We start from the raw sequence: 331 nt of genomic DNA, 5'->3' as shown, positions 1-331 counted from the left end.
AGCAGCCACCATTTAAAGAGTGCGTAATAGCTCACTGGTCGAGTGACTCTGCGCCGAAAATGTAACGGGGCTAAACACACCACCGAAGCTATGGCTTGAATCGACTTCACTGCTTCTTTGAGGCGGTGACCGAGACAATTTTGCCAAAAGCGACAAAGCGAGTAGTTCAAAGGTTTTGGCCAAATGCCTCTCGGGGTTAAAGACATCACTTCGAAGCTGGAGTGAAGTCGATTCAGGGGTAGGGGAGCGTTGTATGCGGATTGAAGTTGGACCGGAAGGACTGGTGGACTGCATACAAGTGAGAATGCCGGTATGAGTAACGAAAAGATCA

General features: G+C 49.2%; 1 rRNA gene. It reads left to right on the top strand.

The window, feature by feature from the left end:
- A 23S ribosomal RNA gene (locus DMN77_RS23595) occupies positions 1–331 on the top strand; the annotation flags it as partial.

The organism is Paenibacillus sp. 79R4 (assembly GCF_013393165.1).
Taxonomy (GTDB): Bacteria; Bacillota; Bacilli; order Paenibacillales; family Paenibacillaceae; genus Fontibacillus.
The sequence above is the reverse complement of the archived record's forward strand: the minus strand, read 5'-3'. Positions and strand labels throughout refer to the sequence as shown.